11 protein-coding genes are annotated in these 14,385 nt (G+C 51.1%); 3 read left to right on the forward strand and 8 right to left on the reverse strand.

Annotation, left to right across the window (positions count from 1 at the left end; all coding sequences use genetic code 11):
- Window positions 1-8: 8 nt before the first annotated feature.
- The 3 genes from glnL to glnA all read right to left on the reverse strand — a co-directional run bounded on the left by glnL (window position 9) and on the right by glnA (window position 3,303).
- Window positions 9-1,070: a nitrogen regulation protein NR(II) gene (glnL, locus tag TW77_RS10230; protein WP_046004888.1), complete on the reverse strand. Its 1,062-nt coding sequence runs from the start codon at window positions 1,068-1,070 to the stop codon at window positions 9-11.
- Window positions 1,071-1,127: 57 nt separating this feature from the next.
- Window positions 1,128-1,640, reverse strand: coding sequence for a DUF4124 domain-containing protein (locus TW77_RS10235; protein ID WP_240479479.1), 513 nt, complete (start codon window positions 1,638-1,640; stop codon window positions 1,128-1,130).
- A gap of 256 nt (window positions 1,641-1,896) precedes the next feature.
- Entirely contained in the window at window positions 1,897-3,303 is a 1,407-nt protein-coding gene (glnA, locus tag TW77_RS10240) for a glutamate--ammonia ligase (protein ID WP_046004889.1), read from the reverse strand.
- A gap of 412 nt (window positions 3,304-3,715) precedes the next feature.
- Here glnA and typA point away from each other — a divergent pair, with 412 nt between their 5' ends.
- Window positions 3,716-5,536, forward strand: a complete 1,821-nt coding sequence (gene typA, locus TW77_RS10245) for a translational GTPase TypA (protein ID WP_046004890.1) — start codon at window positions 3,716-3,718, stop codon at window positions 5,534-5,536.
- A gap of 113 nt (window positions 5,537-5,649) precedes the next feature.
- On the opposite strand, the gene TW77_RS10250 is transcribed toward typA, so the two are convergent.
- The 5 genes from TW77_RS10250 to TW77_RS10270 form a co-directional block, all read right to left on the reverse strand.
- Window positions 5,650-6,498: a chemotaxis protein CheW gene (locus TW77_RS10250; protein WP_046004891.1), complete on the reverse strand. Its 849-nt coding sequence runs from the start codon at window positions 6,496-6,498 to the stop codon at window positions 5,650-5,652.
- Between the two features lie 41 nt (window positions 6,499-6,539).
- Window positions 6,540-7,631, reverse strand: a complete 1,092-nt coding sequence (locus TW77_RS10255; protein WP_052713139.1) for an ABC transporter substrate-binding protein — start codon at window positions 7,629-7,631, stop codon at window positions 6,540-6,542.
- Entirely contained in the window at window positions 7,576-9,711 is a 2,136-nt protein-coding gene (locus TW77_RS10260; RefSeq protein WP_052713140.1) for a GNAT family N-acetyltransferase, read from the reverse strand. Before TW77_RS10260 ends, TW77_RS10255 begins: the two co-directional genes overlap by 56 nt.
- Window positions 9,659-11,824, reverse strand: coding sequence for a DNA helicase II (gene uvrD / locus TW77_RS10265; RefSeq protein WP_046004892.1), 2,166 nt, complete (start codon window positions 11,822-11,824; stop codon window positions 9,659-9,661). The genes TW77_RS10260 and uvrD overlap by 53 nt, the downstream gene beginning before the upstream one ends.
- A 147-nt stretch (window positions 11,825-11,971) precedes the next feature.
- Window positions 11,972-12,916 (reverse strand): chemotaxis protein CheV, encoded by a 945-nt coding sequence (locus tag TW77_RS10270; protein WP_046004893.1) that lies wholly within the window; start codon window positions 12,914-12,916, stop codon window positions 11,972-11,974.
- A gap of 200 nt (window positions 12,917-13,116) precedes the next feature.
- Here TW77_RS10270 and TW77_RS10275 point away from each other — a divergent pair, with 200 nt between their 5' ends.
- Both TW77_RS10275 and TW77_RS10280 read left to right on the forward strand, forming a co-directional pair.
- Window positions 13,117-14,178 carry a potassium channel protein gene (locus tag TW77_RS10275; protein WP_046004894.1) on the forward strand — a complete coding sequence of 354 codons (1,062 nt, stop codon included), beginning with the start codon at window positions 13,117-13,119 and terminating at the stop codon, window positions 14,176-14,178.
- A complete protein-coding gene (locus TW77_RS10280) occupies window positions 14,175-14,372 on the forward strand; it encodes a hypothetical protein (RefSeq protein WP_046004895.1) in 198 nt (65 codons plus the stop codon). The genes TW77_RS10275 and TW77_RS10280 overlap by 4 nt, the downstream gene beginning before the upstream one ends.
- Window positions 14,373-14,385: the final 13 nt, after the last annotated feature.

The raw sequence follows: 14,385 nt of genomic DNA on the forward strand, positions 1-14,385 counted from the left end.
AGACGTGTTTATGCTTCAAAGGGCAGGTAGATAGCAAACTCGGTATGGCCGGGCCAGCTGTCGCAATCAATAAAGCCATGATGCTGCTCGACCAGTGTCTGGGCAATCGATAAACCCAGCCCAGAGCCGCCTTCCTTATTGGTGACCATAGGGTAAAACAAGGTGGCCTGCATTTCTTGCGCAATACCCGGCCCGTTATCGGTGACCCGGATCTGCAAAGCTTTTTTCATCAGTTGCTTGCCGCGTCTTACCCGGTGACGGATCCGGGTTGATACTTTTATCTCGCCTTGTTCACCCAGCGCTTGCTGTGCGTTGCGAATAATATTGAGTACGACCTGCTGGATCTTGGCTTCGTCCATTATCACATCCGGAATGCTGGGGTCATAGTCTTTAACCAGATGGATCCCGGGGGCACCATCAAGTTCACTCAGTCGGATCACGGATTCCAGCATGCGATGGACGTTACAGGGCTCCTTTCGGGGTAACTCATTGGGACCCAGTAGTCTGTCCACCAGTTCGGTCAGGCGGTCGGCCTGTTCAATGATTAACTCGGCGCACTCGTCACGCTCTTCCTGCTGCACTTCGTACTGCAATAATTGCGCCGCTCCTCTGATCCCGCCGAGTGGATTTTTGATTTCGTGCGCCAGTCCACGGATCAGGTTGCGGGCAGCCTGATATTGATGCGCCTGGTTAAAGGCCTGATCGAAGCGCAGCTCCTCGTCGATACGGCGACACTCAAGCTGAATAAACGCCCGACCTTCAAACATAAAACGCCGTGCAAACAGGTTCAATGTGCTGGCGCGATTATCGATGAACACCACGTCTACCTTGTGCTGCTGGCAGTCGACGCCATCGTCCAGTACATAACGCTGGAGCCGCTTCATGTCGATCATGTGGTGATGAAAAATCGCTTCAAAAGGTTGGTTCAGTAAGCGTTTGCTGCCCAGCCCAAGCAGTTCGCTGGCACTGTTGTTGGCAAAATAAATGGTCAGATCTTCGGTTAGTAAGATCACTGCAGTGGAGAGATTTTGCCATAACTCGTGTATTAATTCAGAGGCGGGTTGTGCCATATTGGATCACCTTGCACCAAGTTGGTGCACAGCAGATTAGCACACCTGTTATTATAATCAACGGTTGAGCAGGCTGGCGCGGTGCAGGAAAAAGGTGGTTACTGCACTTTGGGCAACCAGCATGCCTTTGTCATCAAAAACCTTCATTTGCAATTTGTGTTCCCCCCTGGGCACATCACGCAAGGCAAATGACGCCGAGGTTTGTTTTGGACCAGCTGGCTTGCCATCAAGAAGCAGCTGAACCTGAAAACCATTGGCAAATCGGGGGGTCACTAACCCACTCACATAAACGCTGCCACTGTTTTCCCGCAGTGTTTGCTGATCGCTGGGGGCGGTAATTTTTGCCTTATAGGTCACCGCAGGCGTTGTCGGATTGGGGGTCAGAATGCTGGTATCCGTGGCCGGCATGGTGAGCATATTGGTGCTGAGTTTGACTTTCTCAGAGCCCTTTTTCGGCACATCGGAGTATACCCAATTGCCGTTTTTGTCTTTCCAGCGGTAGACCTTTTGATCCGATACAGCGCTGCCGCTGTACACCAAACACAGAATCACCCAATAAAGCCGCAACACAATTTCACCTTGCTCAAAAGACGCACATGACCAGCTATAACTTTAGTGCTTTTAGCGCAAGTTTACCATTGCACTGATACGAAAAAAGCCCGCAACGCGGGCTTGAGAACACATATGATTTAAGAGCGCAGAGTCAGCCTGTTCTTTCACCGAGCAGCTGCCTGGCCGGTGAGCGAATACGGCTTAATTAAGCATTCCGGGCTGCGCAGTGCACAAGCCTTATCAGCCTGTACACACCAGAACACCGAAAATCAGCTTATACGCTGTAGTACATTTCGAACTCAACCGGGTGAGTTGTCATGTTCAGCTTCTCAACTTCCTGAGATTTCAATCCGATGTATGCATCAATCAGGTCGTCAGTGAATACACCGCCCTGAGTCAGGAACTCACGGTCTGCATCCAGAGAATCCAGTGCTTCTTGCAATGAAGAGGCAACTGTCGGGATCTCTGCAGCTTCTTCCGCTGGCAGGTCATATAAGTCTTTGTCCATCGCATCGCCAGGGTGGATCTTGTTTTTGATACCATCAAGGCCAGCCATCAGCATGGCAGAGAACGCCAGGTAAGGGTTCGCAGTAGGATCCGGGAAGCGTACTTCAATACGACGTGCTTTTTCAGACGGTACAACCGGGATGCGGATAGACGCTGAACGGTTACGTGCTGAGTAAGCCAGCATAACAGGTGCTTCGAAGCCAGGTACCAGGCGCTTGTACGAGTTGGTAGAAGCGTTTGCAAATGCGTTGATAGCTTTAGCGTGCTTGATGATACCACCGATATAGTAAAGCGCTTCTTCAGACAGACCGCCGTACTTGTCGCCAGCAAAGATGTTTTTGCCATCTTTACCCAGTGACTGGTGACAGTGCATACCAGAACCGTTGTCGCCTACCACAGGCTTAGGCATAAAGGTCGCCGTCTTGCCATACAGGTGCGCCATGTTGTGGATAACGTATTTCATTTCCTGAATTTCGTCAGCCTTGATCACCATAGTATTAAAGCGTGTTGCGATCTCGTTCTGACCGGCAGTGGCTACTTCGTGGTGGTGCGCTTCAACAACCTGACCCATTTCTTCCAGAACCAGACAGGTCGCACTACGCCAGTCACCTGATGAATCTACCGGTGCAACCGGGAAGTAACCGCCTTTTACGCCTGGACGGTGACCCATGTTGCCTTCTTCGTAGCTTCTGTCTGAGTTCCAGCTTGCTTCCTGGGCATCAATTTTGTACATAGAGCCAGACATGTCTGTTTTGAACTTCACGTCGTCAAACAGGAAGAACTCAGGCTCAGGGCCGAACAGTACGGTGTCCGCAATACCAGTAGAGCGCATGTAGTCTTCAGCACGCTTAGCAACAGAACGCGGGTCACGCTCGTAACCCTGCATGGTTGATGGCTCAAGTACGTCACAACGTACGATCAGCGTGGTTTCTTCTGAGAAAGGGTCTAGCTTAGCGGTAGAGGCATCTGGCATCAGGACCATGTCTGATTCGTTAATGCCTTTCCAGCCTGCGATTGACGAGCCGTCGAACATCTTGCCGTCTTCAAAGAAGTCTTCATCGGCCTGGTGATGAGGAATAGAAACGTGTTGCTCTTTACCTTTGGTATCCGTGAAACGTAAATCAACGAATTTAACGTCGTGTTCTTTAATAAGGTCTAAAACCGATTGTGACATGTGTCCTCCGACTCGTAGGGTTATTTTTTGTTGCAGTGCTCTGCATTTGCGCACTACTAAGCGTTATTCGTGCCAGTTTTTATAATGCATTGTTAATCAATGGGTTACTTTTTCATGTAATATATGGAACTTCAATCTGCACCAAGTTGGTGCGCGTTAATATTGCAATTCGCACCACCCTGGTGCGCTATGTAATGGTTTCAATGTAGCACATGGCGGTGACTGTGGAGCGATAAAACAGCAGACTTTAGTTATTTCACGGGTTGGGCTGTAAAAAAAAGCTGGATAAACTTTCATCTGTCACATTATTAGGGGATAATACGCGACCTTTAATTGTGGATCGGCATCTTAGGTGCGCATTTTTGCGCGATTCGACTAGGATCACTGAGGGCCAACTTCTCTGAGTAAAAATATGAGCATTGAAAAGTTAAGAAATATCGCGATCATCGCGCACGTTGACCATGGTAAAACTACCCTAGTCGATAAGCTGCTAGAACAATCTGGCACATTAGAGACACGCGGTGGCAACGAAGAGCGTGTCATGGACTCGAATGATATTGAAAAAGAGCGTGGCATCACCATCCTGGCGAAAAACACTGCCATTGAATGGAACGATTACCACATCAATATCGTAGACACCCCGGGACACGCCGACTTTGGTGGTGAGGTAGAGCGTGTACTTTCAATGGTTGACTCAGTATTGCTACTGGTTGATGCCCAGGAAGGTCCGATGCCGCAAACGCGTTTCGTAACGCAAAAAGCATTCGCCCTGGGTCTGAAGCCTATCGTTGTTATCAACAAGATCGACAAGCCAGGCGCACGTCCTGACTGGGTAATGGATCAAGTATTTGACCTGTTTGACAACCTGGGCGCGACTGACGAGCAGCTTGACTTCCAGGTTATCTACGCATCTGCTATCAATGGTTGGGCGACGCTTGACCTGGACGAGCCGTCAGACAACATGCAGCCAATGTTCGAGGCGATTGTTGAGCAGGTAGAAAAGCCAGACGCAGATCCAGAAGGCGCGTTCCAGATGCAGATCTCTCAGCTGGACTACAACTCTTACATCGGTGTAATCGGTGTAGGCCGTATCAAGCGTGGTACAGTGAAAGTAAACCAGCAAGTAACGATCGTTGGTGCCGACGGCTCAACACGTAACGGCAAAGTAGGTCAGGTACTGACTTATCTGGGTCTGGACCGTCATGAAGCGCAAGAAGCACAGGCTGGCGACATTATCGCTATCACAGGTCTGGGTGAGCTGAAAATCTCTGACACTGTGTGTGATGTCAATGCCGTTGAAGCCCTGCCGGCGCTGTCTGTTGACGAGCCTACAGTAACTATGACGTTCTCTGTAAACACGTCTCCGTTCTCTGGTCAGGAAGGTAAGTTCGTGACTTCACGTAACATCCTTGAGCGTCTTCAAGCTGAGCTTGTACACAACGTAGCACTTCGCGTTGAAGAGACTGATAACCCAGATAGCTTCCGCGTATCAGGTCGTGGTGAACTTCACCTAGGTATCCTAATTGAAAACATGCGTCGTGAAGGTTACGAGCTAGCTGTATCTCGTCCAGAAGTAATTCTTCGTGAAGTAGATGGCCAGTTAGAAGAACCGTACGAAACAGTAACGGTTGACGTTGAAGAAGAGCACCAAGGTTCTATCATGGAGCAACTTGGTCTTCGTAAAGCAGAAATGACCGACATGGCACCAGATGGTAAAGGTCGTATCCGTATGGACTTCATGATGCCTTCTCGTGGTCTTATCGGTTTCCAAACTGACTTTATGACGCTGACTTCAGGTTCTGGTCTAATGTACCACACGTTTGATCACTACGGCCCACACAAAGGCGGTAACATTGGTCAACGTAAGAACGGTGTACTTATCGCAAACGCGGCAGGTAAAGCACTGACTAACGCACTATTCAACCTTCAAGACCGTGGTAAGCTATTCATCGGTCACGGTGTTGAAGTATACGAAGGTATGATCATCGGTATTCACGCACGTGATAACGACTTAACGGTTAACGCCCTGAAAGGTAAGCAGCTGACTAACGTACGTGCATCGGGTACTGACGAAGCACAGAACCTGGTTCCGCCTATCATCATGACACTTGAGCAAGCGCTTGAGTTTATCGATGATGATGAGCTGGTAGAAGTCACACCAGAAAGCATCCGTATTCGTAAGAAGCTACTGACTGAAAGCGAGCGTAAGCGCGCAAGCCGTCAGGCCAAGTAATTACTTACTTGTCGAATACTAAAAAACGCCGCATTTGCGGCGTTTTTTATTGCGATAATGAATGAGCTAGCAAAGCCCACACGTGTCATTTTTCGGTTGCCAGTCTTGAAGACTCAGAACAAACCATAGGCTTCTGTTTCTTCCGGCTCATAGTCTTGTAAGTGATCCGGACGGAAAATGGCGCTGGGATCCAGTACCAGGCTGTGATGCTCTCCCTGTTTAATCAGCCCTTTCATCATCTTGCGGGTTTGCGGGTCAATCTCAAAACCCATACTGGTCATTTCATGCAGAGACTTGATGTCCGACTCATCACAGTGAATATTGTCTTCGACCTGATCAACCAGCAGACCAATGTGCGGCCGCTGCCCATCCTGGGTGGTAAATACGATGATGGGTTTGTGGTCGAGGGTGATCTGATCCCGGGCTGATTCAAACAGGCGGATCAGCTTCATAAAGGTGGTTGCTTTTTCTTTTTCCAGCAATCGCAGGGCTTCGTCTTTATCGCCCTTGGCATTGAGGGTGAGCAGCTTGTCGGCCAGCGCGTGGAGCTTATTATGGGGCTCCTCAAAGCGCGCCAACAGCGTGCGTAAGTCTTCATTGTCGGTTTTAAAGCTGTAGTACCATTTACCAAACGCAGATTGCTTAGGGTCCTTGGCTTGGGTAAAAGGTTGATCGTTGTAGATGCAGCGCTCCAGCTCTGCGAGCCAGGCTTTCTGATCTTGCTCGCGCTCCTGCAACATAGTAACCAGAGACTTGTTGATGTCGTAGGACGATTGGTTATTCAATATCAAACCGAGGTCGAAAATAGGCGTCGGTGTGCCCATATAATCTTTTACCCCCATAAAACTGGGGTTGTCGTTGGGCAAAGAGGTAAGGTTGCCTTCATAGCGCTCCGTCAGCAGGATATCCAGTATCTTTAGTGAAATGGTTTTTTTCCCTACCCGAAAATTGATTAAGTCCATGTCTGCCTCTGTACGTTAACGTAATGCCCTAAGCATAGACATTATTGAAAATAAGATCGATACACACGGGGTTTATTCTCCGTGCCTGTGAGCCCAAAAATAGCCCTGATCGCCGGGTCTTTTTTTAGCACCTGTTGCATTGCGCCACTCAGGCATGCACGTTGGACAGGTTGTGGGCAGTAGTTGAGCGCTGAGATAAAAATGGCGGCGTTAAGAAAGCCCTCAAAGATCTGCGGGCTGACAGCCAATGTATGTTTGGCTGCCAGAGTGCGAAATAAATCACACAGCTGTGCCTTGCACTTATTCGGGTTGGGCACAACTTCGCTTATCATCAGCGTGGGGTGACTGGTCAGCTTGGCAAACAGCGCGCTGGACGAGGTGAAAGACACCCCGGTAAAGGTGCCTTTAAACCCCCGGTGCATGGCTTTGTCGATAAACACCGAAAGAGGTTGGTAAGTGCCAATCATCGCCACAGCCGTCACTTCATTGCGCATGATCGCCTTGAGGGCCTTGTTGATATCGGCACTGTTGCGGCGAAAACGCGCCGTGACTTTGGGGGAGAGGCCGCGTGCGTTCAGTGCCTGGCGAAAGCTTTTTTCCAGAGTCAGGCCAAACTCGTCGGCCTGGATCAACAGAGCAATGGCTTTGTGTCCTTGTTCATCAACCAGGTAACGGACCTGTTCAGTGGCTTCATCCATATAGCTGGCACGCCAGTTAAATACTGGATAAGGTGTGTCGTGGCGTAAAAAGTCCGCACCGGTAAAAGGCATTAAAAATGGCAGTTGATGGTGCGTCAGAATAGCCTGAATGGCATGGGCGGTGGGCGTGCCCATGTTACCAAACAGGGCCAGTACCTTATGCTGCTCAATCAGATAACGGGTGTTGATGACGGTGCGACTGGGCTCATAGCCGTCATCCAGCACCATCAGTGAAACCGCTTGGTGAGATCTGCCAGGCAGGGCATTGGCATAATCAAAGTATAGCTGAGCCCCTTGTCTGAGCTGCTGACCAATTTCTTTGGCCGGACCACTCAGGCCGACCGACATACCGAGTTTGAGCTCGTCATCAGCGATAAGCTCAGGGCTGCCCAGCAGGGCAATACAGCAACTCAGGGTTGAGATTAATTTCAGCATGTACTTCCGTCACTATTGACCGCAATGCGGCTTGTCGTTGTTTTTTTGTAGCCAGACTCACAGTATCTTCTAATACTTTTGGCGGGTGACGTTGTAATAATAGCCGAATCGTTGTGACTTGGGAACTGGCTGATAATCGGTCCAGAAGCGATGGGTGACAGCGGATCAATTCGTGGAGCAGGGCCGCTATCTGCTGCTCTCCCGCCGGGGCACTGGCAAAGTAGGCCAGTTGTTGTAATAACAAGGCGTCGGGCGTGTTGTGCGGCAGGGTTTTACACAGTTCAGTAACCAAAGCGCAGGGGAAGTCGCGATACAACTCGCTCAGCTGATTAAACCACAGGTGTTTAAACCAGAGTTGCAGTGGCTCCAGCGCGATTGAGTCAGTCACCGGCTTGATCACCAGCACGGCAAATTCACCACTGGCTTTGTCCTGCTTAAATCCCAGTTTAACGGGACGGTACTGGTGGTGTTGCCAGAATCTGAGTAACTGTGCGTTACAGCCAAAACTGCTGCCGAAGTAATCTACCTGGCCGCTGAGCTGTTGCTCGGCAAAGCATAACAGCTGACTACCAATGCGTTCTCCCTGTTGCTGTGGTGACACCGCAATCCGCACAACGCGGGCACCAAGGCGCTGAGCAAGTGCCGGGTTGCCGGTCAGTTGTGCAAGCTGCTGCGCCATTAAATGCCCGGCCGGGCGGCGTGTTGTTGCGGCTATATCCTGGCTGAGTTGCGCATCAAAACCGCCTTCCAGCTTGAGCAGGCACACCGCCACCACACAACCTTGCTGACGAACAAGGTATAAGCGATTGTGCGGACTGTCGAGCAGCTGGCGCAGATCGTTCACTGAGGTTTGATAATGTGCCAGCACCAGCAGGGCAAAAACCTGAGACAGGGTCTCTTCATCCGTTGCCAGTTGTGCGCCTGTCAGCGATTCGAATAGCAGTGGTGCCGACGGTGCTGTTGGTTTTTGATAGTCACAATCCAGGGCAAACAGCTGGCGTAACCGGGCTTCGAGCGGATCTTGCTCGCTGTAGCGGATCGGTTGACTGAGAGATAAGCTCAGGCGCTGCGGATGGGTGTGCTCAAGCTGTCTGGCAAAGCGCAGCGTATAGCCCCGGCCATTGCCTTCATAGCCAATCAGGGTGCTGGAAAACACCACTTTAGGGTACGCATTCAACAGCGACATCAGCATGGGCACGGGGATCGCTGCGGCCTCATCAACCAGTAACACATCACAGTCAGGGCGCTGTGCAAGTAGCTGATCGGGCGGCATAAAGCGCAGGTTTGCAAGCTGGTTAAGCTTATCGGTGACCGGCTCATCCAGTGCCGCGCCAAGATGAACAAAACTGTTGTGCACCGCGCGGCGCTGCTGCGCGCATAAAATAAAGCTTAGCGCTGGCAGGTCTGCGGCTAGTTTGCCCAATAACGAAGACTTGCCCCGACCACGGTCGGCGCTGAGTAACACCGGCCCGGGTGCAGGCTGCGTTAAGTGTTCCTTCAGCTGGATGAGCGCGTTGTGTTGCTCGCGGGTGTCGAGTGTCGCGTGCGGCGCGTTGTAGTGTTGTGGCAGTAAATCGCCCTGTGCCTGGCTGATCTGCCACACTGAGTTGCTGCCTAGCAGGCGCTGCCAGCGCTGTAAGTAGGGGCTGGATTGTGCGGTTTCGTTATAAGACAGCCAACGTTCCAGTGCCGGATCGCACCAGCTATGCCATTGAGATAAGTCTGGAGCAAGTAAAATCAACAGGCCGCCAGCTTGCACTGTGCCTGCGGCGGCAGCCAGCTTATTCGGCAGCAATCCGCTGTAGAGGTCGTAAACGACGCCGGAATACTCCTGGCCCAGCACCTGATGCAGATGTTCGGGCCAGCAGGCACCAGGCAGCTCTGTGTACTGACTCAATATCAATGCTGAGTCAGCCAGGGTGGGAAACAGGCGCTGCACTTCTTTGTAAGTCCAGTGCTGCTCGCCGCTGATCAGCAACAACTGACGATGTCTGGCCTGCTTGAGCTGGGTAAGCAGGCGCGCCAGCTTAGAGTGCTTGCAGTCTGGCATAGGCAGTGACCAGCCACTTGCTGCCGACATCGTCAAAATTCACCTGAATACGTGACTGTGCACCGCTGCCTTCGTAATTGAGTACCGTGCCGGCCCCAAATTTGGCATGTAATACGCGCTGGCCCAGGCTGAAGCCACTGTCTTCAAATGCGGCATGGCTTACCGAGCCGCTGAAACGACCACTGGGGGCCGGGCGTGACACTTGCGTCTTAATGCGAATTTCTTCCAGACAGTCTTCGGGGATCTCGCGTAAAAAGCGTGACGGGCTGTGGTATTTTTCCTGGCCATAGAGGCGGCGGCTTTCCGCATGACTGATATAGAGCTTTTCCATTGCCCGGGTCATGCCCACGTAACACAGGCGGCGTTCTTCTTCGAGGCGACCGGATTCTTCATGGCTTTGTTGTGACGGGAACATGCCTTCTTCTACGCCCACCATAAAGACCAGTGGGAACTCCAGGCCCTTGGCCGAGTGCAGCGTCATCATCTGTACCGCATCTTCATGCTCGTCGGCCTGACCTTCGCCAGACTCCAGCGAGGTATAGGCTAAAAACCCTTGCAGTGGTGAGGTGAATTCTTCTTCAACCGGCAATTCAAACTGACCGCAGGCGTTGATCAATTCCTCAAGGTTTTCTACCCGGGCACGGCCTTTTTCGCCTTTTTCGGCCTGATACATGGCCAGCAGACCCGACAGTTCTATGGTGGTTTTGGCTTGCTCGGCCAGCTCCAGTTCCATCAGCTTGTCGTCGAGCTGTTCAACTAACTCAATAAAACGGCGAATAGCGGTGGCGGCGCGTCCGGCCAGGTGGCCCTGTTCCAGCACCGCTTTGGCGGCATACCACAGAGGCAGCGACTCAGCGCGGGCACAGTCGCGGATATGGCTCAGGGTTTTGTCGCCAATGCCACGGGCAGGAGTGTTAATCACCCGCTCAAAGGCCGCATCGTCGTTGCGATTGCTGATCAGACGCAGATAAGACAGGGCATCTTTGATCTCCTGACGCTCGAAAAAGCGCATGCCACCGTAAATTCGGTACTTCAGACCTTCCTGTAACAGCGCTTCTTCCAGCACCCGCGACTGGGCATTACTGCGATAAAGCACGGCGCAATCGCTCAGTGCGTTGCCGCCTTGCAGCCAGGATTTCACTTTACTGACCATAAAGCGGGCCTCATCCAGCTCATTAAACGCCGCATAGACGGAGATAGGCTCGCCCTGATTGCCATCGGTCCAGAGGCTCTTACCCATGCGCTCGGCGTTGTTCTGGATCAGCGCATTGGAGGCTTTCAGTATGGTGCCGGTAGAGCGATAGTTTTGCTCCAGACGAATGGTTTGCGCATCAAAGTCGGTCAAAAAGCGTTTGATGTTTTCAATCCGTGCACCGCGCCAGCCATAAATACTCTGGTCGTCATCACCTACTATCATAATGTTGCTGTCGCTGCCCGCCAGCAGCTTTAACCACAAATACTGAATGCTGTTGGTATCCTGAAATTCGTCGACCAGCATATGGCGAAAGCGTTGCTGGTAATGGCGCAGTAGCGTGGGGTTTTGTTGCAGCACTTCGTAGCAGCGCAGTAAAATTTCGGCAAAGTCGACCAGTCCGGCGCGATCGCAGGCGTCCTGATAGGCGGTATACACCTGTAACATCAGCTGTTCGTTGACGTCATGGGCGGTAATGTCTTTGGGGCGCTGACCTTCGTCTTTGCGTGCACTGATATACCAGCTGAGCTGCTTGGGTGGCCACTTTTTATCATCTATGTTCATCGACTTCAGCAGGCGTTTGATCATTCTAAGCTGGTCGTCGGAATCCAAAATCTGAAACGACTCTGGCAGATTGGCCTCGCGATGATGGGCGCGTAAAATACGATGGGCGAGTCCATGGAAGGTGCCGATCCACATGCCACTGACCGGGTTTTGCAAGGTCTCTTCGACCCGGGTACGCATCTCTTTGGCGGCTTTGTTGGTAAAAGTTACGGCAAAAATACTGTACGCCGAGGCATGCTCAACCTGCATCAGCCAGGCGATGCGGTGCACCAGCACCCGGGTTTTGCCCGAGCCTGCGCCCGCCAATACCAGCATATTTTGCAGCGGTGCAGCCACCGCTTCACGTTGTTTGTCGTTTAAGCCATCAAGTAATTCTGATACGTCCATCTTTGCGCCCGTCGTCTTTATTCAGCGCAAAGTATACCTAGGGCAGGACACAAAGCCCAGTTTGGTGCGGGTGTTTTGCACGTAGTTAAAATTAACCACATGAAAAATATAAAGTTTAAATTATCACTTACCTGTTTTTATATACAGTTACTGATTAAGTACGTCTTTCAGTCGGCGCTGCATTTCTTCAACCAGGCGATCTGGCTGGAATTTTGACAAAAATACATCACAGCCGACTTTCTCGACCATGGCTTTGTTAAAGCTGCCGCTGAGTGAGGTGTTGAGCACAATATAGAGGTTCTTCAGGCGGCTGTCGTTGCGGATCTCATAGGTTAAGCGATAGCCATCCATGACCGGCATCTCCGCATCGGTGATCACTGCCATCAGCTCCTGTTCAACATTGATGCCTTCGTCGGCCCAGTGTTGCAACAGCTTTAAGGCCTCATGACCATCGGTGGCGGGCAGTACTTCAATGCCCAGCTGAGCCAAAGTATCCGACACCTGACGACGGGCAGTGGGAGAGTCATCAACATGCAAAATTTTGCGGCCCTGAAACTCATTGATGATGTTTTTATCCAGGATATTTTCAGGGATCACCACATTGTATTCGATGATCTCGGCCAGCACTTTTTCGACGTCGATGATTTCAACCAGCAGTTCCTGATCGCCCCGTTTCAGCTTAGTCAGTGCGGTTAAATAATGATTGCGACCAACAGAGCGCGGCGGCGGCATAATATCAGACCAGGTGGTGTTGACGATTTGGTCGACCTTGCCGACCAGAAAAGCCTGAATGGTGCGGTTGTATTCGGTGATCACCAGATTACTGTCGCTGTCGTATTCACAGTGCGGCATGCAAATGGCCTGACGTAAATCGATCACCGGAATGGATTCACCCCGAATGGTGGTAACACCGGCTATCTTAGGATGGGCATTGGGCATCTTATTCAGGTGAGGCAGCTTAACGACTTCTTTGACTTTAAACACGTTGAGCGCGAACAGGTGTCGGCTGTGCAGATGGAACAGCAATAGCTCAAGGCGGTTTTCACCCACCAATTGTGTGCGTTGATCAACGGATGCTAATACTCCAGCCATAAAGCTACCCTAAGATACGTACCTTCTCTCAGTATATACTTATTAGATAATAAATTAACACTCTCTGTGCATACAATTTGCCCCCAACCAGATACAACAGGATAAAGCCGACAGGTTAGTGTTGTGCAGCGGGGTATCTCAGTTGCATAATCCTGATTATTCAGTATGGTAAATCAGAGACTTGCATTAAAGGAAGGACGATGCCTTTGTTATTTAAGCGTTTGCTGCTGGTATTGCAAACGCACATTGATCAGGCCAGCTGGCCCTTGATTGGACTGGCAACACTGCTGCATATGGGCGCGACCTGGGCGCTGCTGTGGCTGGCACAGGAGCATGCCTTACTGCCCGTCAGTACCTATATCTATTATTACGTGGTGACCACATCAACCGTGGGATATGGTGATTTTAGTGCCACGACGGAGCTGGGGCGTTGGGTGGTGGCTGTATTTCAAATCCCCCTGGGCCTGGCACTGTTTGGTATTTTGCTGGGTAAAGTGGGACAACTAATTACAATTTGGGTTAAAAGAGCGATGAAGGGCGATAAAGACTATTCACATCTGAGCGATCACATCATTATCTTCGGCTGGCACTCAACGCGTACAGAGCGCATGATCGAATATATTCTGGCTGACAACAAGCGTATCGCAAGGCGTATTGTGCTCGCGGTCTGTGATGAGATGGAGCATCCGCTGTTGCGTTTTACAGAGGTAGATTTTGTCCGCCTGGTGAGTTTTACCGATGACCAGCAACTGGCGCGCACCGGACTGGCTTATGCGGATAAAATCATTGTTGATGGCCAGGATGATGACCAAACCTTTACTACGGCGTTAAAGCTCAGCCCCATGGTGAAAGACGCAGCGCACATCAGTGCCCATTTTAACGATGAAACCAAAGCTCAGTTGTTGCGCCAGCATTGTCGCAATGTGGAGTGCTCAACAGCTATGTCTGCCGAGATCCTGGTGCGCTCAATGCAAGACCCCGGTTCAAGCCGTATCCAGGAAGAACTGTTATCGACCCTGCATGGCGACACCCAGTTTAGCTTACAGCTGCCATTATCGCTGGGCACCTTAACCTTTGGTCAGCTATTTTTATATTTTAAAGAGCATCATAATGCGACTTTGCTGGGCGTGGCACACGACCTCAGTGGTCGCGACATGGACTTAAACCCACCGCTGGATTATGCGCTGAAAGGAGGCGATGTACTGCATTACATTGCTCCGCAGCGGGTACTTCATAGTGAGGTAAACTGGGAGCGAGTATGACCGACGAATTGATGTTACTGATGGGGGCACTCTGCCTGTATTTGCTGCCAATCGGACTGGTTGCAGGCAGCAAGCGCACCCGTGGCCATGAAAAAAATGGCTGGCTGATTGGTACCTTGCTGTTTTCCTGGCTGGCGCTGATCTTGTACTTTTCGATGATCCCTAAAGGGGGAAAACAGAAAAAACACCGCTGAAGGGGTTATGCGC

It is taken from the genome of Pseudoalteromonas rubra, assembly GCF_000967655.1.
Taxonomy (GTDB): Bacteria; Pseudomonadota; Gammaproteobacteria; order Enterobacterales; family Alteromonadaceae; genus Pseudoalteromonas; species Pseudoalteromonas rubra_A.